The 20,876-nt window shown below is 71.7% G+C and carries 19 protein-coding genes and 1 other RNA gene; 13 read left to right on the top strand and 7 right to left on the bottom strand.

The window, feature by feature from the left end:
- Window positions 1–219 precede the first annotated feature (219 nt).
- Window positions 220–603, top strand: a transfer-messenger RNA (tmRNA) gene (ssrA, locus tag ETD85_RS16955).
- Between the two features lie 445 nt (window positions 604–1,048).
- On the opposite strand, the gene ETD85_RS16950 is transcribed toward ssrA, so the two are convergent.
- Window positions 1,049–1,540: a peptidoglycan-binding domain-containing protein gene (locus ETD85_RS16950; RefSeq protein ID WP_138690679.1), complete on the bottom strand. Its 492-nt coding sequence runs from the start codon at window positions 1,538–1,540 to the stop codon at window positions 1,049–1,051.
- 205 nt (window positions 1,541–1,745) lie between these two features.
- On the opposite strand from ETD85_RS16950, the gene ETD85_RS16945 reads away from it, so the two are divergent.
- From ETD85_RS16945 to ETD85_RS16930, 4 genes are all read left to right on the top strand, one after another.
- Window positions 1,746–2,726, top strand: a complete 981-nt coding sequence (locus tag ETD85_RS16945) for a winged helix-turn-helix domain-containing protein (RefSeq protein WP_138690678.1) — start codon at window positions 1,746–1,748, stop codon at window positions 2,724–2,726.
- A gap of 122 nt (window positions 2,727–2,848) precedes the next feature.
- Complete coding sequence (locus ETD85_RS16940; RefSeq protein WP_138690677.1) at window positions 2,849–3,712, top strand: hypothetical protein; 864 nt, start codon at window positions 2,849–2,851, stop codon at window positions 3,710–3,712.
- A complete protein-coding gene (locus ETD85_RS16935) occupies window positions 3,709–4,350 on the top strand; it encodes a hypothetical protein (RefSeq protein WP_138690676.1) in 642 nt (213 codons plus the stop codon). Before ETD85_RS16940 ends, ETD85_RS16935 begins: the two co-directional genes overlap by 4 nt.
- Window positions 4,351–4,493: 143 nt before the next feature.
- Complete coding sequence (locus ETD85_RS16930) at window positions 4,494–5,669, top strand: phospholipase D-like domain-containing protein (RefSeq protein ID WP_206058357.1); 1,176 nt, start codon at window positions 4,494–4,496, stop codon at window positions 5,667–5,669.
- A 37-nt stretch (window positions 5,670–5,706) separates the two neighbouring features.
- Here the strand turns inward: ETD85_RS16930 and ETD85_RS16925 are convergent, their stop codons facing one another.
- Genes ETD85_RS16925 through ETD85_RS16915 form a run of 3 tightly spaced genes read right to left on the bottom strand, consistent with a single transcriptional unit; the run spans window position 5,707 to window position 7,759 of the window.
- Entirely contained in the window at window positions 5,707–6,960 is a 1,254-nt protein-coding gene (locus ETD85_RS16925; RefSeq protein WP_449290109.1) for an RNA polymerase sigma factor, read from the bottom strand.
- On the bottom strand, window positions 6,957–7,346 hold the full coding sequence (locus ETD85_RS16920; RefSeq protein WP_138690675.1) for a YciI family protein: 390 nt from the start codon (window positions 7,344–7,346) through the stop codon (window positions 6,957–6,959). The genes ETD85_RS16925 and ETD85_RS16920 overlap by 4 nt, the downstream gene beginning before the upstream one ends.
- Window positions 7,343–7,759 carry a hypothetical protein gene (locus tag ETD85_RS16915; protein ID WP_138690674.1) on the bottom strand — a complete coding sequence of 139 codons (417 nt, stop codon included), beginning with the start codon at window positions 7,757–7,759 and terminating at the stop codon, window positions 7,343–7,345. Before ETD85_RS16915 ends, ETD85_RS16920 begins: the two co-directional genes overlap by 4 nt.
- Window positions 7,760–8,020: 261 nt before the next feature.
- Here ETD85_RS16915 and ETD85_RS16910 point away from each other — a divergent pair, with 261 nt between their 5' ends.
- Window positions 8,021–9,442 carry a hypothetical protein gene (locus ETD85_RS16910; protein ID WP_138690673.1) on the top strand — a complete coding sequence of 474 codons (1,422 nt, stop codon included), beginning with the start codon at window positions 8,021–8,023 and terminating at the stop codon, window positions 9,440–9,442.
- Window positions 9,439–10,602, top strand: coding sequence for an ARPP-2 domain-containing protein (locus tag ETD85_RS16905; protein WP_138690672.1), 1,164 nt, complete (start codon window positions 9,439–9,441; stop codon window positions 10,600–10,602). Before ETD85_RS16910 ends, ETD85_RS16905 begins: the two co-directional genes overlap by 4 nt.
- Here the strand turns inward: ETD85_RS16905 and ETD85_RS16900 are convergent.
- Entirely contained in the window at window positions 10,547–10,954 is a 408-nt protein-coding gene (locus ETD85_RS16900) for a hypothetical protein (protein ID WP_138690671.1), read from the bottom strand. The genes ETD85_RS16905 and ETD85_RS16900 overlap by 56 nt on opposite strands.
- Window positions 10,955–11,053: 99 nt before the next feature.
- Here ETD85_RS16900 and ETD85_RS16895 point away from each other — a divergent pair, with 99 nt between their 5' ends.
- The 5 genes from ETD85_RS16895 (at window position 11,054) to ETD85_RS16875 (ending at window position 17,828) form a co-directional block, all read left to right on the top strand.
- A complete protein-coding gene (locus ETD85_RS16895; RefSeq protein WP_138690670.1) occupies window positions 11,054–12,022 on the top strand; it encodes a GlxA family transcriptional regulator in 969 nt (322 codons plus the stop codon).
- A gap of 67 nt (window positions 12,023–12,089) precedes the next feature.
- The gene (locus ETD85_RS16890) at window positions 12,090–13,637 is read left to right on the top strand and encodes a serine/threonine-protein kinase (RefSeq protein ID WP_138690669.1); all 1,548 of its coding nucleotides are present in this window, start codon (window positions 12,090–12,092) and stop codon (window positions 13,635–13,637) included.
- Between the two features lie 25 nt (window positions 13,638–13,662).
- Window positions 13,663–16,626 carry an AfsR/SARP family transcriptional regulator gene (locus ETD85_RS16885; protein ID WP_138690668.1) on the top strand — a complete coding sequence of 988 codons (2,964 nt, stop codon included), beginning with the start codon at window positions 13,663–13,665 and terminating at the stop codon, window positions 16,624–16,626.
- Between the two features lie 73 nt (window positions 16,627–16,699).
- Window positions 16,700–17,302, top strand: a complete 603-nt coding sequence (locus ETD85_RS16880) for a hypothetical protein (RefSeq protein WP_138690667.1) — start codon at window positions 16,700–16,702, stop codon at window positions 17,300–17,302.
- On the top strand, window positions 17,286–17,828 hold the full coding sequence (locus ETD85_RS16875; protein WP_138690666.1) for an OmpA family protein: 543 nt from the start codon (window positions 17,286–17,288) through the stop codon (window positions 17,826–17,828). The genes ETD85_RS16880 and ETD85_RS16875 overlap by 17 nt, the downstream gene beginning before the upstream one ends.
- A gap of 93 nt (window positions 17,829–17,921) precedes the next feature.
- Here ETD85_RS16875 and ETD85_RS16870 read toward each other — a convergent pair whose 3' ends face one another.
- Window positions 17,922–19,061, bottom strand: coding sequence for a S1C family serine protease (locus ETD85_RS16870; RefSeq protein ID WP_138690665.1), 1,140 nt, complete (start codon window positions 19,059–19,061; stop codon window positions 17,922–17,924).
- Window positions 19,062–19,079: 18 nt separating this feature from the next.
- Window positions 19,080–20,522 (bottom strand): AMP-binding protein, encoded by a 1,443-nt coding sequence (locus ETD85_RS16865; RefSeq protein ID WP_138690664.1) that lies wholly within the window; start codon window positions 20,520–20,522, stop codon window positions 19,080–19,082.
- Between the two features lie 80 nt (window positions 20,523–20,602).
- Between ETD85_RS16865 and ETD85_RS64660 the strand changes: the two genes are divergently transcribed.
- On the top strand, window positions 20,603–20,876 hold a 274-nt coding region (locus ETD85_RS64660; RefSeq protein WP_206058356.1), incomplete at its 3' end, for a hypothetical protein.

The raw sequence follows: 20,876 nt of genomic DNA, 5'->3' as shown, positions 1-20,876 counted from the left end.
GGTTGCGGATCCAGTCGCCGTGATGAGATAGGACTTCATCTCGGGGGAAGTCCTGCCGTCCGGACCGGCTCGACCCTGCCGGTCGGCCCCCGGGAGCGCGTGCTGCTGTGCCGCGCTCCCGGGGGTTTCGGCATGGGAATTAAGTTGGCGTTGAGGGCGTTGTCCCATGTACATTCAGTGTTGCTCATCCCTTCGCGGGGATGTGTTGACAACTGCACAGGGGGTGACTGGCTTCGACTTCGACTTTGCAAGCCAGGTGAAGCGGGCCGAGGACTGCGGACATAACCTCGTTAATCCTGTGACCGCAAACAACAAGTGCCAATTCCAAGCGCACTGTGGTGGCCCAGGACTCCCTGGGTCTCGCTGCCTAAGCAGCGAAACCACTGTCAGCCCGGGAGTGCCTTCGGCCCGGTGTCTGGCATCGCTAGAAGGCTCAACCGATCGACCCGGCCACGGGGGCGATCGGGAAACCAAACAGTGGCTGAGCCCGTCGGCGACTCGCCTGTGTGATCGCCGGGGCTGAGAAAAGCACAACAGGCTGCGCCCGGAGAAGCCCTGACTTGGGGTTGAAGGACGCGGGTTCGATTCCCGCCACCTCCACCACTTTCAGACCGCCTCTTACCTGCTCACGTAGGTAAGGGGCGGTTTTTTGTGTGCCTGTGCCCAGGTGTGGGCGGTGACGTCAGGCGCCGGGATGGCTGAGGATGATGACGAAGGCTCCTCCACCTCCAGCCGCCGTTGAAGTGCTGCGTGGTCATCCACGCGCGTGCGTCTTCGCTGAGCGCGGTGATGATGTGGTCGGCCTCCGTGGGGTGTCGCATGAGACGCTGCTCGGGGTCGCGGCCTCCTTTCAGCCGCCACCGGAGGTCGTCCGCAGTCAGCTCCTCGTCGAGGGGCTGTACGACGCTCCAGCAGAGGCTACTGGTACCGCTGGAAGAGGAGGCTGCGGTGGTGCTCGATCACGCGGTTCAGTGTGCGGTAGGCCGCCGGGGTGGCCATCCCCTGCGGCGCGGGTGCGTGCTCTGGACCATGCCGTCCGGCGTCCGGCTCACTGGCTGCGGAACGAGCAGAAGTTCTGTTCCACGTTCTGGTGAAGCATCGTGCTCCGGGTCTTCGGGCCCGCGTAGCCGTCCACGACCAGAGACGCGCCCAGACCGTTGTGGTAACGCTGGACGCTCTTCACCGCCTCGCGGGTCTTCGAGCCGTACTCGCCGTCCACGCTCAGCACGCTGGTGACCGCGTACGGGGGCACGTGGTTGCCGATGGTATACCTGATCGCGCTGTAACAGACGTTCAGCGTCTCCTGGAGTTGGGATATCGCCTCGCGCTGCCGGGCATCGCCGTTCGTGTTGAGTCGCATGTCGCAGTTGATGTCGCCGTTGTACGTGGGATAACGGATACGACCTGAGCTCGTGTCGGAGACGGAGCTGACCGTGTTGCAGTAGACCCACGCCGACGCCGGCGGGCCGATCACGATGAGGCCGGCGAATGTGGCGCTGCCGACCGTCCCGACGACGACGCGTCTTACCAGATCTTTCATGGCTCTTCCTTCTGCGCCCGGCTGATTGAATGCGCGGTCAGGCAAGCATCGGATGCGCTTCTCATGCGGGCAACGAAATTCGGTGCAGGGCGAATATGCCAGGTCAGCGCCGGAAACTCGGCAGTTGCCGAGCTGCCGTGGGTCTGCGTTAATACAGATCTGGGGGCGTGCTCTATGACGGGGTTTCACGGGGGGCGCGGATCCGATGTTGAGGATCTACTTCACCAGCGACGACATCATGCGCACCAGAATCGCTCCTGAGCCTGATCCGCTGTGGGAGCTGGTGCTCAGCCTGCAAATGCTGCGGCCTCAGCGCGGAGACCTGTTCTTCGCCACGTGGCGCAGGCTGGCCGGCCGGGCCCTTCGGAATGCGCAGCTCGGCGAGATATTGAGCCTGCTGCTCGCGCTGACGCCGAATGTGGGCTACTTTCCGGACTTCCTCAATCCCGCGGAGGCGGCGCGGGGCGTGGAGCACGGGTTGGAGGCGATCCGCCGCACGCCGAAATCTCATCTGCACCGGGATCTCCGTGTCCTGGCCGCGTACCGGAAATTGCCCGGCGCGGCACGGGGGCTGGCCAATGGCGAGCCCGGTTTGCTGGTCGCTCTTACGGAGGCCATGCGAGCCTGCTACGACCTGATTGTGACGCCGTACAAAGGCTGTATCGAAACGGCGCTCGGCCGGGATCGGCGTATGCGGGGGGACGCGCTGGCGCGGCACGGGGTCGAAGGACTGCTCGGCACCTTACGCCCGATGGCGGTGTGGTCGGCGGGCGAATTACGCGTCCCAGGTCACCGCGATCAGGAATTGCATTTGAACGGGCGCGGGCTGCGGCTCGTGCCCTCCTATTTCTGCGTCTCCGGTCCGTTGACGATGCTCGATCCGGGGCTGCCGCCCGTGCTCATCATCCCGGTGCCGCACGGGCCGGGCACCGTGCCGGGGGAGACCGGGCCGGGAGCGCTCGGCATGCTGATCGGGGTCACGCGGGCGGGGGTGCTGGAGGCGATCGGCGTGGGCGACGGGGTGACGACCGGTGAGCTGGCTCGGCGGACGGGCATCTCGGCGGCGTCGGCCAGCGAGCACGCGACAGTGCTGAGGGAGGCGGGGCTCGTCTTCAGCATCCGCGACCGCAACCGGATGCTCCACAGCCTGACTTCGCTCGGGCATGCCCTGCTGAATGGCCGCTGACCCCCCGGCGCCTCGGAAGCCTGCGGCCGTACATCGGGAAGACCTTCCGTTCCGTAACCAAACATTGCTTTGCGTATGCTTAGGTGTTCTTTGACATTTCCTGTGTCGGATGGGGTTGAAGGGTGTCAAGGTACGGCTGGCGTCACTCGGTGTTCGCGCCCGTGGTGGGCGTGGTGCTCTCCGCGCTGCTCATGGTGGGCGGATTGGTGGAAACGCTCCTGGTGTCCGTGGGCGCGGCCACGGCGCCGGTGGCCGCGGAGGTGGTGGTCACGCTCATCATCGCGGTGTTCGTGACCACGGTGCTCAGGATCGTCCGCGCCATACCGGACATCCGGCGGGAGGGCGCCGCGACGGCGCGGGCGGTGGCGAACGTCCAGGCCGTGACGCCGAGCGACGACACGCTGGTGGGGCGGCGGCTCAGGCTGTTCAAGGAGGCGGCGGAGGCCGGGAACGACTGCGAGGCCGTGCTGAGCGCCCGCTCCGCGCTGGACGAGAGCGAGATGGCCAACAAGCACCACCTCGACCACGCGCTGATCTGGGCGCTGCCGGTCTTCGGGTTCATCGGCACGGCGCTGACGATGGGCGCCATGGTCAGCTCGTTCTCCAACGCCCTGGACAGCAAGGGCGACCCCGGCGTCCTGATCGCCGCGCTCAAGCAGCACGTGCTGCCCGAGCTGGCCTCGGCGTTCGGCGTGACGCTGATCGCGCTGTTCCTGAGCGTGCTCGCGTTCGGGGCGATGGCCCTGGTCGAGCGGGCGGAGCGGACCGGGGTGGTGGCGGCCGACGAGGTGTTCCTGGTCTACATCGCGCGGCTGCCGGCCAAGCAGGCGGCCCCGGCCATGCACGGGCTCACCCAGGAGCTGGCCCAGTCGAGGGGCAGGACCGAGGAGCTGGTCAAGGGCCTCGACGCGTTGCGCACGGCGGTGGAGCGGCTGAGCGCGGCCGAGAGCCGGCCACAGAAGTACACCCTGGTGAGGGATCAGTGAGGAGGCGGCCCGCCAGGTCGTTCTCGCCACCGCTCGACCTGCGCTTCATCGACCTGTTCATGGCCATCGTGCTGGCGCTGTCCTTCGTCGCGATCATGCTGACGGTCGTGGCGCGGATGCTGCCGACCGAGGCGGCCACGCCGCCCCCGCGCCAGGAGACGAGGCAGGAGACGCGCCAGGAGCTGCGCCAGAGCGTGGCCCAGCTGAAGCAGCAGCTCGACGCCGCCGTGGCGGCCAGGCAGAAGGCCGAGGTGGAGCTGAAGACGGCGCAGGCGCAGTTCGCCGACCAGACCGCCTTCGCCCTGCCCTGGTGGCTGATCGGGTTCTGTGCCCTGCTCGGCGTGCTCGCCGTGTTCATGAGCTGGCGGATCCGGCTGTGGAACAAGGGCAATCTGCCGCGCCTGCGAAGCTGGCTGATGGTCACGGTGGCGGTCGCCGCGGTGACGATGGTGATCAGGTCGCTGAGCGACGCCGACGGCTATCTGCTGCTCGCCGAGATCCCCTGGTGGGCCGCCGCGGCCCTGTGCCTGGGGCTGCTGCTGGTCGCGTACGTGCTGATCACCGACATCCGGGAGAGCCGCGCCACGCTCGGCCAGATCCGGGGGCGCTCGGCGGGTGGATCGGCCCCCGCTCAGTAGCGGATGCGGGGAGCAGATGTTCGCTGATCGTTCAGGGCGCCGACGGCAGGCGGTCACGGCGATCCGAGGTGACGACTCCAACATCAATATCGGCTGCCCGTAAACAAGATCCGGGCTGGCCGTTACGTATGAGGAGTTCTGGCATGCCGAGCAAGTTCCTGTCCGTCCTGACGATGGGCGCCGCGGCCGCCGCCGTGCTCGCGAGCGGCGCCGGTACGGCCTCCGCCGCCCAGGCGTCCACCTGTGCCGACGCCCCGCGCGGGCCGGTCGTGACCGGAGCGGTGTTCAGCGAGCCGGTGGGCGGCGACCCGGCCGCCATCGTGCGCGAGCTCTGCGGGCTGGTACGGCAGACGCCCGCGGGCGCGACCATCCAGATCGCGCACTTCGTCATGTCGGGCACGGCCGGCACGGAGTTCGCCGCCGAGCTGGTGAAGGCGCACCAGCGGGGGGTCAAGGTGCGGGTCATCCTGGACGGCGACACGCGGGGCGCGGCCGTCGCCACCCAGCTCACGACCGAGCTGGGGACCGACGCGGCCGGCGACTCGTGGGTGCACGTCTGCACGGGACCGATGTCGGGCGGCACCGCGGCCTGCATCGGGGACAAGGGGCAGCACAACAAGTTCTACCTGTTCTCGCGGGCGGGCCGGGCCTCCGACGTGGTCGTGCAGTCCTCGGCCAACCTCACCGACCTGAACTCCACGACGTACTGGAACAACGCGGTCGTCCTGCCCGGCAACCGGCGGCTCTACGCCGCCTACGACGCCTACTTCGGCGACCTGGCGGCCGAGCGGAAGAACCTGGACTACAACCGCGTCGTCCAGACGGGCTCGCGCGGCGGCTCGGTACGGGCCCACTTCTTCCCCCGCGCGCAGGGCGATCCCATCGTCGAGTACCTGGACAAGGTCTCCTGCCGGGGCGGGACGAAGATCCGGGTCGGCATGTCCGAGTGGGACACCTACCGCATCGCCATCGCCGAGCGGCTGCGCGACCTGGCGGGCGACGGCTGCGGGGTGCAGATCGTGTACGGGATCATGGACGAGGAGGTCAAGGCCGTCCTGACGGCGCAGCCGCGCGTCGAGCTGGCCACCCTGGGGTCGGGCAGCGCGCTGCCCGGGCGCATCCACTCCAAGTACCTGCTGGTGGAGGGCTCGTACGACGGCGAGCGCGACGCGCGCCGGGTGTTCACCGGCAGCCACAACTACAACGAGACGTCGCTGCGGCGTAACGACGAGACGCTGCTGCAGCTCAACGACAAGGACGTCTACCGGCAGTACGTGGCGAACTTCGACCGGATGCGGGCCGCGGCCGGGGCCGCCTGAGCAGCCGAACCTCCCGGCGCAGCAGGTGAGTGCCGCGTCAGCGTGGCCGGTCGAGGCGGGCGGCGCGGGTCAGGAGGTAGCGCTGTTCGGGCAGGCTGGTGGTGCTCCTGGCGGCGGCCCGATATTCGGCCGCGGCCGCCGCCGGCTCGCCCGCCTCCTCCAGCAGGTGCGCCCGGACCGCGGGCAGCCGGTGGTGGCCGGCCAGCCGCTTGTCGGAGGCCACCGTCTCCAGCAGGGCGAGCCCGGCGGCCGGGCCGCGCAGCATGGCCACCGCCACCGCCCGGTTCAGCGTCACCACGGGATTGTCGCCGAGCCGGTCGAGCACCTCGTAGAGCGCGACGATCTGCGCCCAGTCGGTGTCCTCGAAGCGCCCGGCCTCGGCGTGCACGGCGGCGATGGCGGCCTGCAACTGGTAGGGGCCGGGCCGCCGGCGGGGGAGGACGCCGGTCAGCAGCGCGATGCCCTCCTCGATCTTCGCCCGGTCCCACAGGCCGCGATCCTGCTCGGCGAGCGGCACGAGCTCGCCGTCCACGCCGGTGCGGGCGGGCCGGCGGGCGTCGGTGAGCAGCATCTCGGCGAGCAGGCCGCCGGCCTCGGGGACGTCGGGCAGCAGCCCGTGCACCATGCGGGCCAGGCGGATCGCCTCCCCGCACAGCTCGCCCCGGTGCAGCCACTCGCCCGCCGTGGCCGTGTAGCCCTCGTTGAAGATCAGGTACAGGACGTGCAGGACGACGTCGAGCCGGCGGGCGCGATCCCCGTCGTCAGGCATCCGGAACCGGCCGCCCGCCTCCAGGATCCGCTTCTTGGCGCGGCTGATGCGCTGCGCGACCGTCGGCTCCGGCAACAGCAGGGCACGGGCGATCTCGGCGGTCGTGAGGCCCCCGACCGCGCGTAAGGTGAGCGCGACCTGCGCGGGCGGATTGATCGCGGGATGACAGCACAGGAAGAGCAGCAGGAGCGTGTCGTCCGCGTCCCCCGAGGGAGCGGGCGCGTCCGCCGCGGGGGCCAGGAGCTCAGCGGGCGGCGTACGCGCGGCGTCCTGCTCCTCCCGCCGGCGGCGGGCCTGCTCGCTGCGCAGCAGGTCGGTCATGCGGCGCCCGGCGACGGTGGTCAGCCAGCCCGGCGGGTTGTCCGGCACGCCCTGCACCGGCCACTGGGTCGCGGCGGCGAGCAGCGCCTCCTGCACGGCCTCCTCGGCGAGGTCGAAATGGCCGTAGCGGCGGGTGAGCGCGGCGAGGACCTGTGGCGCCAGCTCGCGCAGCAGGCCCTCGACCCCCTGGGGCAGGTTCACATCTCCTGACCCGAGCCGTCCATCACGGGCCGCAGCTCGACCCGGGTCCGTACGATGCCGGCGAAGCGGGCGGCCAGCTCCACGGCCCGGTCGTGCGAGGCCACGTCGATCACCCCGAAACCGGCGAGCACCTCTTTGGCCTCGGCGTACGGCCCGTCGGAGGTGACGGGCCGGCCGTCGCGGATCTCCACGGTCATCGCGTGCGAGGGGTCGGCCAGCCCGTAGCCGGTGACCATCTCCCCGGAGTCCGCGAGGTCGGCGTAGAAGGCCGACATGGCGCGGAAGTGCTCGGCCACCTCCTCCTCCGACCACGTCGCCTCGCCCGCGCCGAGGCCGAGGGTGTCCCATGCGGACACGTCGCCGAACGTCATGATCATGTACTTCATCGGGCCGGTCCCTCCACACGCGTCATGCCGGACTCGTAGCCCCCGCCCGGCCACTCCCACGCGCCGGTGTTGCGGACGCCCTCAGAGTCGAACTTACCGATGAATCTGGCGGGTGAGCCGACATCGCCGAACCAGATCGTCAGGGTGTCACCCGACAGCTCGTAGACGTACTCGAGGATCTCGCCCCCGCTGCCGAAGAAGTGCGAGCGCAGCCGACCGCTCTCCGCGTCGTGGCCGATATATTCGACACCGCGGGTGACCTCGCCGTCGTTGACGAGATCGACGTGCTGGACGAGGAAGGCGCCCCCGTCCATCCACTCGTAGCGGACCGTCCCCGACAGGCCGGGGCCGTCGACGGCCCAGGTGCCGACCAGGGGCTGGAGGCTCTGCAGGGTGCTGGTGGTCGCGTTCATGACGGTCTCCTGATCGGATCGGCGGGTGCCTTCATCCCCTCTGTCGGAGCCGCGACGGCGGTCTCGACAAAGCCGGCCGTCTTTTTTCCGGAGGGTGCGCCGTGGGGGTAAATCCCGTCGCACCGTACGGAAAGCGGCTGTAAGGTCCGGAAGCAGACTGGCCGCGGGACTTCGGCATGACTTCCGGAAACCGCCTGTAAAGCGTCTCTTCGCTGCTCGTGCCTCCATTCCCCGGCCAGTCCGCGACATCCGGGGGAGCCGATGGACACCTACACCGACCTGATCGAGTGCGAGGACGTGCTGCTCTTCGCCAACGCGGCGATCACCTCGACCGGGCAGCGCGAGTTCCACAGCGCGGCCGGCGAGCAGCGGCTCTCCCTCGACTTCCTGCACCGCTACATCCACGGCAACTACCCCGACCTGTACGCGGCGACGCTGGCGCTCGACATCAACGACCACAACGCCGCCCTGATCATCGCCACCCTGCTCAGCCACCCCGGCCAGGGCGACGGGCGGTTGATCGCCAGGCGGCTGGCCAGGATGAGCCCGCCCAGGGTCTACCGGCTCTTCCGCCGGCTGCGGCACGACGGCGTCAACAACCGGCGTACCAGGGCGCTGATCCGCGACTGGCTGGCCGCGCGGCCCGACCTGGCGTTCGACGCGGTGAAGTACCGCTCGGCGCTGAAGTCGGCGGTGCGGCACGCCCACCTGCGGCCGGCCGGCGAGCTGGGCGCCTTCCTGTTCGAGCCGTTCAGCCGCGCCCGTTACGAGACGCCCGTCCTGGAGGCGTGGCGCCGCGCGCACTATGACAAGACCGCCCTGTACGACCTCCCGTACACCGTCGCCGAGGGCTTCGCCGCCCGCCACGGGATCGGCCGGGAGACCTTCCTCGACCGCATCGCGCCCAGGCTGACCAGGCTGGAGCGGCTGCGCCTGACGGAGTCCGCCGACCGGGCCGGCGTGCGCACCGAGGCGGACATGGCCGCGCTGCCGCTGGTCAGGGTGGCCTCGTACGTGCTGTCGCGGCCCGCGGACGTGCGCACGCGGCGACGGGCCGAGCTGGTGGGGGCGCTGCGCTCGGCGGCGGCCAGGACGGCCGGATCGCGGGCGGGCACGTGGGGGAGGGTCGTCGCGGTGCTCGACGACAGCTTCTCCTCCTTCGGCTCGCCGGTGAAGCGCCGCCGGCCGCTGGCGGTCGCGCTGGCCTGCCACTACCTGCTGGAGGCGCTGGCCGGCTCCTACCGCGGCCTGTGGCTGTCGCGCCGGACCGACCCGCTCCAGGCGCGCCCGTCCGGGCCCACGCCGCTCGGGCGGCGGATCATCGACGCGCTCGAACACCGTCCGGACCTGCTCGTCATCGTCTCCGACGGCTGGGACAACGCGCCGCCCGGGCTGGCGGGCGAGGTGCTGCGCGTCTGGCGGCGCAAGCTCGACCCCGGCGGCGAGGTCGGCATCGTGCACCTGAACCCGGTGTACGACGCCGACGAGTTCGACGTGCGCCGGCTGTCCGCGATGGTGCCGACGGCGGGCATCCGCGACGTCGAGGACCTGCCGGCGCTGGTGGAGCTGGCCAAGTTCGCGGAGGGGCGCACGGGGCTCGGGGAGCTGCGCGCGTACCTGGCGGACCGGGCGGCGCTGCTGGACGACGGACAGGCTGCGGGGCAGGGGACGGACGAGCGATGATCGACTTCAGCGGGCTCGACACGCGGCCCGCGCAGACCTGGGGCGCGCTGCGCCTGGTGCCGCTCGTGCGCCGCACGCCCGTCGAGGACCTGCGGCTGCACGCCAAGGTGTACGGCGACGAGCTCACCATGGTGTCGCTGCCGGACGACACCGTCTACACCGCGTACGTGCCGCACGCCTTCGTCGCGTCGTGGAGCGACGACGGCACCCCGGCCGCCGCGTACGGCACGCAGCTCGGGCAGCCGCTGCGCCACATGGGTGTCAGGAACCGGCACAGGATGGCCCGGCGCGTGGACCGGAACCGGCTCAGGTTCCTGCCGCTGCACCTGGCCGTGGAGGGCTTCCTCGCGCTGCACTTCGGCGGCCCGGTGATCGCGTGGGATGAGTGGTCGCGCCAGGCGATCAACCACGGCCTGTCGCCCAGGGCCGAGGACGCCTACTCGGGCGCGCAGGTGCGGGGGCTCGACGACGCGCTCAAGGTGTTCGAGATCTACCCGGGGCAGTGCGGCCTGCTGCTGTACGCGAGCGACTCGCTGGCCAGCGCCTTCGTGGTGCCGCACCCGGAGGACTACCGAGCCCTGCACCCGACGCTCATCCGGGACCTGTACGGAGAGCTGGTCCACGACTATGCCCTGTTCTACCCGGCCAGGGACTTCCCCGCCGTGATCGACGACGCCGCGGTCTCCTCGCTGGCCGACCTGCGGGCCCAGGCCGAGCGGCGGGAGGAGGAGTGGGCCGAGTTCCACGACTCGGTGATGGCCGCCGCCCTCCTCCGCGCTCCCGCGCGAGTGGAGGAGGTCTACCGGATGGGCCGGTTCACGCTGAGCCGGTTCCTGCCCTCGTTCGAGCGGAAGGCCGAGAACCACATCGGCGAGACGATCACCGACGCGGACGGGCGGCTGGCGTACCTGAAGACGTTCCGGCTGTCGGTGGCGCAGACCAGGCGCGGCCACCTGCTGAGCGAGCTGGCCGCGCATGACTGGAGCCTGCGCGACACCGCCGAGGCGCTCGGGATCGAGCCGCGCGCGCTGGGGATGCGGCTGGTGCAGGCCGGGTTCGGGCACCTGCTGCGGCAGGACGTGCTCGACGGCTTCCGCAAGTCGCTCAGTGAGCGCAGCCGGCGTACTCGTCGAGACGGCGCAGCATCGCCGCCAGCATGAGGGGGAACATGGCGACGTGCGAGACGACCATCAGCGCGTCGCCGTCGATGACCCCCAGCCACAGCAGCGGAAAGAGCGGCACGACCGGCGCGAACATGACGGCGCACATCTCCAGCGTCGGGGCCCAGGCGTGCCCGCGGAAGCGCATCCACGCGGCCATGCCGACGGACATGTTGAAGGCCATCGAGAGGTACCAGAGCTCCGGCTGCGCGGCGTGGGAGACGCCGAGGCCGACGGCGGACTGCAGCAGGCCGAGCAGGATCATCCCGGCGAACATGGAGATCACCATCTCCACGTAGTGAAGGGCGAACTTGCCCCAGCGGCGACCCGTACCCGAGGTTGTCGTTGTCATGTCCTGACTGTCGCGGGCGCGGCGAGCCCGTGCCAAGGAAGGCGGCGAGGGAGGTCCGGAAACTTGGGTTCTCGGTCCTTCGGACCTACAGTCGGTGCCATGGACGTACGACGGGTCGTGATCGTGGCGTACGAGGCGGCGGAGCTGCTGGAGATCGCCTCCGTCACCTCGACCCTGGAGAGCGCCAACTGGCACGGCGCGCTGCCCTACTACGAATACCGGGTGGCCACCCCCGGCGGCCACCCCATCACCACCGCGACCGCGCTGACCCTGGACGCGCAGCTGGCGCTGGAGCGGGTCACCGGGCCGCTCGACACGCTGCTGGTGGCGGGCGGCATCGGCCACGAGGACGCCGCGGGCAACCCGCTGGTGGTCGGCCACGTGCGCCGGCTGGCCAGGGAGAGCCGGCGGGTGGCGTCCGTCTGCACGGGATCGTACGTGCTCGCCGCCGCGGGCCTGCTCGACGGGCGGCGGGCCACCACGCACTGGATGCAGGCGCAGACGATGGCCGCCCGCTTCCCCGACGTCATCGTGGACCCCGACCCGATCTTCATCCGCGACGGCAACGTCGCCACGTCCGCGGGCATCACCGCCGCGCTCGACCTCACGCTGGCCTTCGTCGAGGAGGACAACGGCACCGAGCTGGCCAGGACCGTGGCCAGGAACCTGGTCACCTACTTACAGCGGCCCGGCAACCAGGCGCAGATGAGCATGTTCGTCAGCGCGCCCTCACCGGCGAACAGCCTGGTCAAGCGGACCCTCGAATACATCGGCGCCCACCTGCGCGACGACCTGAGCACCGCCACGCTGGCGGCCGAGGCGGGCGTCAGCGAGCGGCACCTCACCCGGCTGTTCATCAAGCACCTGGGGGAGACGCCGGGACGGTACATCCGGCTGGCCCGTACCGAGGCCGCCGCCCACCTGCTGGCCTCGACGTCGCTGCCGATGGCCTCGGTCGCGGTGCGGTGCGGGTTCGGCACCGCGGAGACGCTGCGGCAGGCGTTCGTCGACCGGTACGGGATCCCGCCCTCGCGATACCGGCTGACCCAGGCTCCCGCGGCCGGATGAGCCGAGCGGGCTCCCGCAGGCGCACGCGGCGGGTGGGACACGCCGGGGTCTGGCTAGTGTGTCTGCGATGAGCGATGACCGGGTCATTGCCGGGTACGCGCTGCGGCGCCTGCTCGGCCAGGGCGGCATGGGCGAGGTGCATCTCGCCGCCACGCCCACCGGTGGCCTGGCCGCGGTCAAGATCATCCATCCGGGGCTGGCCCGGGATCCGGCCTTCAGGCGGCGCTTCGACCGGGAGGTGGCGGCGGCGCGGCGGGTGGCCAGGTTCTGCACCGCGCCGGTGCTGGACGCGGGGATCGACGGCGACGTCGCCTACCTCGTCACCGAGTACGTCAGGGGGCCCGACCTGGCGCAGGCCGTCCACGATCAGGGCCCGCTGTCGGGCGCGAACCTCGAAGCGCTGGCGGTGGGCATCGCGACCGCGCTGAGCGCCATCCACGGAGCCGGGGTGATCCACCGCGACCTCAAGCCCTCCAACGTGCTCCTCTCGCCGCTCGGCCCGCGCGTGATCGACTTCGGCATCGCCCAGCTCGTGGACAACGACGTGCTGGCCAGTCAGGCGATACTCGGGACGCCCGCGTTCATGGCGCCCGAGCAGGTGCGCGGCGAGCCGCTCACGCCCGCCGCCGACGTCTTCGCCTGGGGCGGGGTGATCGCGTTCGCGGGGACGGGGCGGCTGCCGTTCGGCGGCGGGGCGCCCGCTGAGGTGCTCTACCGGATCACGCAGGAGAGGCCCGCGCTGGACGGGCTCGACGAGGGGATCAGGCAGGTCGTGGAGCGGGCGCTGGCCAAGGATCCCCGGGCACGGCCCACCGCCCAGCAGTTGCTCGCCCAGCTGGTGGGCGGCACGCGCCTCGCCACGGCCACCGAGGTCGTCGAACGCACCTGGACCGGCGCGGGCATGGCCGGCCCGCCCCTCGTGACGCCCCCTCCGCCCGGGGTGGGCGGCCCGGCCGGCGCTGCGGGGAAGCGGTCCAGGCGGTGGTGGCCGTGGGCCGCGGGTGGCGGCGTGCTCGCCGTGGCCGCCGCCGCGGTCCTGGTGACCGTGCCGGGGCTCTGGCAGCCGAGCCTGCCGTACGAGGCCGGCTTCGGCGACTCCTGGGCGATCGGCACGACGGATGGCGGCGACGCCCGGCTGTCGGGCTCCGGCTACGAGCTGACGGTCAATCCCGAGTGGCGGCTGTGGAAGTCGGCCCCACGTCAGGAGCCCGATGGCGGTGTGATCGTCAGCGCGAAGGCGGCACTTGAGGAGGGGGCCGGGGAGTACGGTGTGTGGTGCCACGGCTCGGCGCGCTCAGGAGAGCGCTACGAGTTCGGGGTGAGCGACTCGGGCGACGTCACGATCGTCAAGCGCCGCACGGGCACGCGTGGCCAGACCCTGTACGGCCCGGCCAAGGCGCAGGACGCGGGCACCGGCCGCATCGTGGCGGAGTGCGGCCAGAGCGGGGGCAAGGTGACGTTACGCATGTGGCTGAACGAACGTCTGGTCGCCGAGGCGTCCGACGCCGACACCCCCTACGGTCCCAGCGAGGCCGGCGTCTACGCGGCCGCCGGCGCGGGGGCGTCCGCGCGCGTCCGCTTCGACTCCTTCGCCATCAAACCGGTGGGCGAGTGAGCGGGCCCGCGATGCGGAGGGGTGCGTGAGCGTGCGCTTCGGCGTGCTCGGGCCGCTGCGCGTGCACGGCGGGCAGGCGCCCGGCCCCGCCAAGCACCGCACGCTGCTGGCCGCGCTGCTGCTGTCGGCCCGCGTGCAGGTGCCGGTCGAGCGGCTGATGTCGGTGGTCTGGGACGACCGGCCGCCGGCGTCGGCGGAGTCGGTGCTCAGGGTGTACGTGAGCGCGCTGCGCAAGCTCGTCGAGGGCATCCGTACGGTGCCGGGCGGCTACCTGATCGATGTGGACCCGGAGGACGTCGACTGCCATCGGTTCGAGACCCTGGTCGCCGGGGCCAGGCAGGCGAGGGCGGCCGGGCGGGTGGCGGAGGCGGCCGACGGATACCGGGCGGCGCTGGGGCTGTGGCGGGGGCAGGCGCTGGCCGACGTGGAGTCGTCGGTGCTGCGCAGGGCGCACGCCGTGCCGCTGGAGGAGCTGCGCCTGACCGCGCTGGAGGAGCGCGTCCAGCTGGATCTGTGGCTCGGGCGGGGCGCGGAGGTGGTCGGGGAGCTGCGGGCGCTGGTCGGCGCCCATCCGCTGCGGGAGCGGGCCTGGGTCCGCCTCATCGAGGCCCTGCACCAGGCCGGGCGCAGGTCGGAGGCGCTCGGGGCGTACCAGGACGCGCGGCGGACGCTGGTCGAGGAGCTGGGCCTGGAACCGGGCGCCGAGCTGACCGCCGCCCATCAGAGGGTGCTGACGGGCGCAGAGGACGGGCCGCCGCCGCCCGGCGTCCATGAGCTCTCGCCAGGGGGCGGGCAGTATCGGGAAGCGCTCGACGGCGGGGAGCCGGTGGACGAGCTTCCACCGGATATTTCGGACTTCGCCGGGCGGCAGGACGCGCTCGACTGGATCACGCGGACGGCGGCCGTGGGCGCGGCGCACGAGGGCGCGGTGGACGTGCGCGCGCTGGCGGCGCCCGTTCACCTGGTCCTGCACGGCCCGCCGGGCTGCGGCAAGTCGGCCCTGGCCGTGCACGCCGCCGCCCGCCTCCGGCTCCCCGGTGGCCGGCTCTACGCGGCGCTCGGTGCCAGGCCGCCGGGGGCGGTGCTGGAGGACCTGCTGCGTTCGCTGGGCTGCCCGGACGGCGCTGTGCCGCCGGGGCTGGACGAGCGCGTACGGCTCTACCGCAGCATGACGGCCCGCAAGCGGCTCCTCGTCGTGCTGGACGACGCCGCCGACGAGGCCCAGGTCCGCCCGCTGCTCCCGACGGGGCCGGGCAGCCTCACCCTGGTGACGAGCCGGTCGTCGCTGGCCGGGCTGGAGGCGGCGCGGGCGTACGAGCTGGGGGTTCTCGGCCGGGACGAGGCCGTGGCCATGCTCGGCGGGGTGGCGGGGCACGAGCGGGTACGCGCCGAGCCCGAGGCCGCCGCGCGCATCGTCGAGCTCTGCGGCCACCTGCCGCTGGCCCTGCGCATCGCCGGATCCCGGCTGGCCAGGAAGCCCGGCTGGACGCTCGCGCACCTCGCGGGCCGGCTCGGGGACGAGCGGCGCAGGCTGGACGAGCTCAGCGCCGGCGACCTGGCCGTGCGGGGCAGCCTCGCGCTCGGTTACCGCGGCCTGCCCGACCCGGAGCGGCGGCTGCTGCGCGGGCTCGGCGCGCTGTCGGCGCCCGACTTCGCGCCCTGGGTGCTCGGCGCCGACCTGGAGCCGCTGGCGGAGGCCGGGCTGCTGCAGTCGCGCGGCCTGGACGAGGCCGGCCAGGAGCGCTACGGATGGCACGACCTGACCAGGCTCTACGCCGCCGAGCGGCTGGCCGAGGAGGACGGCGGGGCCGCCGCGGTGCTGGCGGCGCGGGCGGGTACGATCCTGGAGCGGACCAGGCAGGCCAGGACGTCCCTGCTCCCCGCCGAGCCCGGCACGGGCCGCACGGAGGTCCACCCGCCGGCACAGGCCCCGGAGGCCGCCGGCCCCGGCCGGAGCCAGGACCCCTGGGGCCCGGCCGGCACCGGAACGGCTCGGGGGGCTTCGCTGCGGACCGGCTGGTTGCGGCAGGAGTCGCGATGGCTGAGCGCCGAGCGCCGGTTCCTGGTCGCGACCGTCGCGGACTTCTACCACGCGGGCCTGTACGAGGCCGCGTGGCGGCTGGCGTTCTACCTGACGCCGCTGTTCGAGCTGGGCGCGCACCACGACGACTGGCACACGGCCACGGCGACCGGGCTCGACGCGGCCAGGGCGGCGGGGCACCGGCACGGCGAGGCGCTCCTGCTGCGCGGCCTGGCGGATCTGCACCTGGCGGAAGGCCGCACCGACGCGGCCGCCGCCGCCCTGAGAGCGGCCCAGCCGCTGGTCGAGGGGCTGGAGCTGGCCAGGCTCACCCTCCGGCTCGGCCTCGTCCAAGCCCGCCAGGCGCGGGGGACCTCGCAGCGGGCGGAGGCGGAGCGGGCGTTCGTACGGGCGCTCGGCGTGTTCGAGGAGGCGGGCGACCGGCGCGGCCGGGCGGACGCGCTGCGCGCGCTGGGCGCGTTGCGCGGCGACGAGGGCCCGCTCAACGAGAGCCTGGCCGCCTACCAGGAGCTGGGCGATCCGCGCGGTGAGGCGGAGGCGCTGCTGGACCTGGCCAGGCTGCACCTCGCCGCCGGACGGCACCCGCAGGCCCGCGACTGCGCGGAGCGGCGCCTGCGCGTCAACCGCCGTCTCGGCGACCGGCTGCCCGAGGCGGCGGCTCAGCTCGTACTGGCCGAGATCGCCAGGGCGGAGGGAGCCCCGGGTGCGGCGGTGGACGCGGCGCGGGCGGCGGTGGAGACGTTCACCGCGTACGGCGACCGCAGGAACGCCGCCCAGGCCCTCCTGTCGCTCGCCAGGGCGGCAGCGGACCGCCAGGATTTCGACGGCGAAGTTGATGCGCTTATGCGTGCTATGGGAGAGTTTGACGGCCTCGGCGACGAACACGGCAAGGCAGAGGCCGATCAGCTCGCGCAGGACGCTCGCAGGCGGCGTGGTCAGCGGATATAGCCGACTATGCGGATCCTGAACATCGCGTCCCTACGGTGAGAGCCACATCCCGAACGACGAAGGTGATCACATAATGCGAAAGACGATCGCGCTGGCTGTCGCGGCCGTCGCGCTGTCAGGTTGCGGCATGCTCCCTGGTCAGCCGGGCGGTGGTGGCGAGGAGAAGCAGTCGCAGACCGCCGCGGCGCAGTCGCCCGCGACGGCGACCGCCTCGGCCGGGCCCGAGCAGAGCGCCCCCGAGCAGAGCGCTCCCGCGCAGGAGACCAAGGCGATCGCCTCCCGTGCGGCCAAGGTGGGCGGGGGCGACAGCTACGGCGCGGCCCGCGTGGACATCACCTCGCTCAAGCGCCAGGGCCGGACCATCAGCCTCAACTGGACGATCACCGCGACCGACGGCAAGGTCAACATGCACAACGGCATGGGCGGTGGCTCGCTCGACTACACGGTCTCGGCCGTCTCCCTGATCGACCCCGTCAACGCCAAGCGCTACCGCGTGGCCCGCAACGGCACGGGCGAGGACGCGGAGTGCGTGTGCTCGGGCACCCAGGGGCAGTTCCTGGAGGCGGGGGAGGCGTCCTCGCTGTACGCGGTGTTCGCCGCGCCTCCGGCGGACGTCACGAAGATCAACATTGAGATGCCGATGATCGGCGTGTTCACCGATGTTCCGATCTCTTAGCCTCGCGCTGACGCTCGTCCTGGCGCCGACGCCGCAGCCGAGCACGCCGCCCGGCGCGACCGGTGCCGTCGAGGACCTGGTGCTGCCCGTGGAGGACATCATCGGCGAGGTCGAGTCGCTGGACGGGACCGAGAGCGAGAGCAAGCAGGGGCGCCAGGTGACGGTGGCGTTGACCAGCGACGTGCTGTTCGCGCTGGACAAGTGGCAGCTGACCGCCAAGGCCCGGCAGCGGCTCAAGCAGGTGGCCGAGAAGGTCACCGCCGAGGGCGCGGGTGGAGTGGTCAAGATCGAGGGGCATACGGACGACCAGGGCAGCGACTCCTACAACGTCACGCTGTCGCAGCGGCGGGCGCAGGCCGTACAGACGGTCATGCGCGGGCTGCTGGGCGGCGCGGGCGTCACCCTCCAGGCGCGTGGGTACGGCGAGAGCCGCCCCAAGCTGCCGAACCTGGTGGACGGGAAGCCCGTGGAGAAGAACCGGGCCAAGAACCGCCGGGTGGAGATCGTCTTCACCGCCAAGCAGTGACCCCCGCACGGCGGGCCGGTGTTTGTGACCGGCCTCGTGCGGGTGACCGGCCCGGTTCGGGGACCGGGCCGGTGGGCTGGCGACGGGCAGGGGCTACTCGCCCGGGAGCTGGCTCATGGTCACGATGATCGTCTCCTTGGTGCCGTTCGCGCGGATCACCCCCACGCGGGCCCGCTGACCGGGCTTGAGCGCGGTGAGGGTCTCCGACAGGCTGGCCATGGTCGGCGTCTGCTCACCGTTGATCGAGACGATCACGTCCCCGGCCCGGATCCCGGCCTTCGCCGCGCCTCCGTCCGGCTCCACCCGGGCCACCGCCACGCCGGTGGGCTGGCCGTCGGCGCCGATGATCGTGCTGCCCCTGATGCCCAGCGCGGCCCGGTGGCTGTTGGTGACCCTGCCGTCCTTGACGATCTGGGCCGCGATGTCCCTCGCGGTGTTGCTCGGGATCGCGAACCCGATGCCGGGTGCGGTGCCCCCGCCGAGGTCCGGGTCCGTGGCCGCGAGCGTCGGGATGCCGATCACGTTGCCGGACAGGTCCACGAGCGCGCCACCGCTGTTCCCCGGGTTGATGGCGGCCGAGGTCTGGATCGCGCCCGCGATCGTGGCGCCGGGCGAGCCCGGGTTCTGCGGCTCCGTGACCGTGCGGCCCAGCGCCGAGATGATGCCGTTCGTGACGCTGCCCGACAGGCCCAGCGGGTTGCCCATGGCGAGCACGATCTGCCCGACCCGCAGGTTCGACGAGTCGCCGAACGTGGCCGGGCGCAGCCCCTCCGGATCATCCACCTTGATCACCGCCAGGTCCCCGGCGCTGAACGATTTGACCAGCTTGGCCTTGCGCGGCGCGCCGCCGGTGGCGAACGTGACCTCCATCTCGGTGGCCTGGCCGACCACGTGAGCGTTGGTGACGATGTGCCCGGCGGAGTCGTACACGATGCCGGACCCCAGCCCCACCTTGGTGGTGATCTGCACGATGGATGGCAGGACGTCCGTGATGACCTTCTCGTACGCGGCCTCCAGCGGCTGCACCGCGGCGGGCGGGCTCTCGGACGGCGACGGCGTCACGGTCGTCGCCGTGGCGGTGCCATCCGGCGAGCGCGAGCCGGTGGCGGTGCCCGTGGGTGAGCCCGTGGGCGAGCCGGTGGGTGAGCCCGTGGGCGAGCCGGTGGACGGCGGAGGGCCGCAGCCGGCGAGCAGCAGTACAGCGGCGGCCAGTCCCGCGACGATCTCCCTCATGGGAGATGTGTGCCCACCTCAGCCTGAAAGATACGTTTCGCGAACATTCCGCCTGCTCAATTTGCCTGTCGGCGTGCGCGGCAGCGACTCCCGATATTCGATCACCCGGGGGTGTTTCAGCCTGGCCAGCCGGGGTGCGCAGTGGCGCAGCAGCTCCGCAGTCAGCTCGTCGCCGCCCGCCACGCCGGCCTCCGGCTGGACGAGAGCCACGACCTTGTGCCCCCACTCTGGGTCGGGCACGCCGATCACCGCCACGTCGGCCACCGAGGGGTGTTCGAGCAGCGCCGCCTCGATCTCCGCCGGATAGATGTTGACCCCGCCGGAGATGATCAGGTCCGTCCGCCGGTCCAGCAGGAACAGGTAGCCGTCCTCGTCCAGGTAGCCGATGTCACCGGGCGTGTACGCCCGCCCGCGCATCGCCGCGGCCGTCTTGTCCGGATCGCCGTGGTACTCGAACCTGTTGATCCCGCCGATGTACACGAGCCCGGGCAGGCCGGTCGCCACCTCCTGGCCGTCTTCCCCGATGATCGTGAACGCCATCCCGTCCAGCGCCTTGCCGACCGTGCCCGGCCTGGCCAGCCATTCCTGCGACGACACCATGGTCGCGACGGCCGCCTCGGTCGAGCCGTAGTACTCCCACAGCACCGGCCCCAGCCAGTCGATCATCGCCTGCTTGGTGGCGGGAGGGCACGGCGCGGCCCCGTGGTAGAGGTGGGTGAGGGACGACAGATCGTACGACTCCCGGTCCGGCACGGCCAGCAGCCGGTGGAACATCGTGGGCACCATGAACGCGTTCGTCACCCGACACCGCTCGATCAACCCCAGCACGGAGGCGGCCTCGAACCGCTCGGGCGCCACGATCGAGTGCCCGAACTGCAGCGCCATCATGGCCTGCCCGTACGGCGCCGAGTGGTAGAGCTGCGAGCACACCAGGTGCACCCCGCCGGGCGGCAGCCCGAAGTGCCGCCAGCTCTTGCGCATCAGGATCGGGTACAGCTCCTCCGGCGTCAGGTCCAGCAGCCGCCGGCGGACTCCCTTGGGCCGTCCCGTGGTCCCTGAGGTGTAGAGCATCATCGACCCGGCCCGCCGGTTCGCGGGCGCGCTGTCCGGCTGCCCGGCCACGAGCTCCTCGACGGTCGCAGCCCCCGCCGAAGCTTCCGGCCGGATCACCACCTTGGCCCCGCAGTCGGCCACGATGTAGTCGATCTCCTCGGCGGTGAAGTGCCAGTTGACGGGAACGAGGTACGCGCCGATCTGGTACGTGGCCAGCATCATGGTGACGGCGTCGAGCCCGTTCTTCAGCACGGTCACCACGCAGTCGCCCGGTCCGGTTCCGCGCGAGGTCAGGCCGTTGGACGCCCGGTTGACGCGGGCCAGCAGCTCCCCGTAGGTCGTGCCCTCGTCACCGAGGAGGGCAGGGCGTTCAGGGTCGTTGGTCGCGATCTCGTAGAAACCCCTCATGTCCGCAGACCCTACAGAATTAGATTCTGCTGGGGGAATAGAGGAATTATCCTGCGCTGTCGTGACGTAATCTCAAGGCCATGGCGGACGTCGGCGACCAGAGACCTTCATACGATTCACCCACCACCCCGTTCCGCAAGATCGTCCTGCCCGCCGAGGAGACGATCAAGATCTCTCGGCCGCCCGCGCCGGGCCCGTCCAGCCCGATAAAGCCCCCGAACGAGGCACCGGGCCAGCCCCAGAACCAGCCCCAGAATCAGCCGCAGAACCAGCCCCAGAACCAGCCGCAGAATCAGCCCCAGCCTGACTCGCAGAACCAGGGACCGCGGCAGCCGCCCTGTCCCTTATACCCAT

The organism is Nonomuraea zeae (genome assembly GCF_005889725.1).
GTDB classification, from domain to species: Bacteria; Actinomycetota; Actinomycetes; order Streptosporangiales; family Streptosporangiaceae; genus Nonomuraea; species Nonomuraea zeae.
The sequence above is the reverse complement of the archived record's forward strand: the minus strand, read 5'-3'. Positions and strand labels throughout refer to the sequence as shown.